The organism is Nitratidesulfovibrio oxamicus (genome assembly GCF_015731765.1).
Classification (GTDB): domain Bacteria; phylum Desulfobacterota; class Desulfovibrionia; order Desulfovibrionales; family Desulfovibrionaceae; genus Cupidesulfovibrio; species Cupidesulfovibrio oxamicus.
Window position 1 is genome coordinate 1 of sequence record NZ_VRYY01000546.1, and the last position, 1,402, is coordinate 1,402.

A 1,402-nucleotide genomic window follows, 5' to 3' on the forward strand; every position below is an offset into this window, starting at 1 on the left:
GGTGACCGGGGCTGACGCCAGCCCGCACATGCTGGACCGCGCCCGCGCCAATCTGGCTGCCATGAATGCCGCCACGGACGCAGCCGCGCCCCCCATGGGGCCCATTCCGGCCCGGCACGCCCCGGCCCGGTTCGCACCCGTCCGCTTCGTGGAAACCGGGGCGGAACGCCTGCCCTTTGCCTCCGGCAGCTTCGACGTGGTCATTTCCAACGGAGTATTCAGCCTGATAGTGGACAAGCCCGCCGCATTGCGCGAAATCCACAGGGTGCTGCGGCCCGGTGGCCGCCTGCGCCTTGCCGACCAGATACTGGACGGCCCCGCCCCGCAGGGCGCGGACGTGGTGTCCAGTTGGTTCCGCTGACAGGGCGGCGCCGTACCGGGAACGGAGTTCCTGGCCATGCTCCGCGAGGCGGGATTTCACGATGCGGCCTGCCTGGGCCGCACCGGCTACCGCAGTTCGTCCGTCACCGAAGGGATGCTGTTCGCCGCCACCCGCGCGGAATGATCCCGCCCGCACCGCCACGCGCCGCAACTTGCGCGTCCGGTGGGCACACGGTCGGCATACGGTCGACATCTTGGCCCGCACACGGCCGGCATGCCGCAGACGCCACGCTTCACGACGCATCACTACGCATAACGGGAGAACCGCACATGACCACCCCCGCCGCTTCCGGCCTGCCCGCCATCACCTGGGACGACTTCGAGAAGGTGGAACTGCGCACCGGCACCATCGTGCAGGTGGAACCGTTTCCCGAGGCCCGCAGCCCCGCGTGGAAGGTGTGGGCCGACTTCGGGCCGGGCATCGGCGTGCTGAAGTCCAGCGCGCGCATCACCCACCTGTACGGGGCGGACGACCTGCTGGGCCGCCAGATCATCGGCGTGGTGAACTTTCCGCCCCGGCAGATCGGGCCGTTTCGCTCGGAATTCCTGGTCACCGGCTTTGCGCAGGCGGACGGCAGCGTGGTGCTGGCCGTGCCGGAGCGGCCCGTGGACAATGGCTTGAAGCTCGCCTGAAACGCGCCTGCCCGGACTCAGGTTTGTCCCTTCGCCCGTTGGCGCTGTTGAACCTTCTCAGTGGAAGGCTGTCTCCAACCCGACGGATTTCCGACATCTTTCCCGCGCATTGCAAGGTTTTTCCATGACCAGCCAAGCCGACACCGCCGCCGCCAGCAACGCCCCCGATCCGATTGATCCGCTCGAGCCGCTCGAGCAACCTGATCAGCCCGGGCAAACCTCACCGGCCACCCGTCACGTGCGCTACGTCATGGGCGTGGACACCGGCGGCACCTGCACCGACGCCGTGCTGGTGGACGCCGCCACCCGCCGGGTGGTGGCATCGGCCAAGCGGCCCACCACCCACCACGACCTTGGCCGGGGCATGGCCGGGGCCATGGCCGCCGCG

Annotated in this window: 3 protein-coding genes; all 3 read left to right on the forward strand. The window is 69.4% G+C overall.

Annotated elements, in window-relative coordinates:
- On the forward strand, positions 1-361 hold a 361-nt coding region (locus tag FVW20_RS15205), incomplete at its 5' end, for a class I SAM-dependent methyltransferase (RefSeq protein WP_196610265.1).
- Positions 362-651: 290 nt separating this feature from the next.
- On the forward strand, positions 652-1,014 hold the full coding sequence (locus FVW20_RS15210; RefSeq protein WP_196610266.1) for a tRNA-binding protein: 363 nt from the start codon (positions 652-654) through the stop codon (positions 1,012-1,014).
- Between the two features lie 124 nt (positions 1,015-1,138).
- Positions 1,139-1,402 (forward strand): hydantoinase/oxoprolinase N-terminal domain-containing protein (locus tag FVW20_RS15215; protein WP_307831580.1); only part of this gene is annotated, 264 nt, incomplete at its 3' end.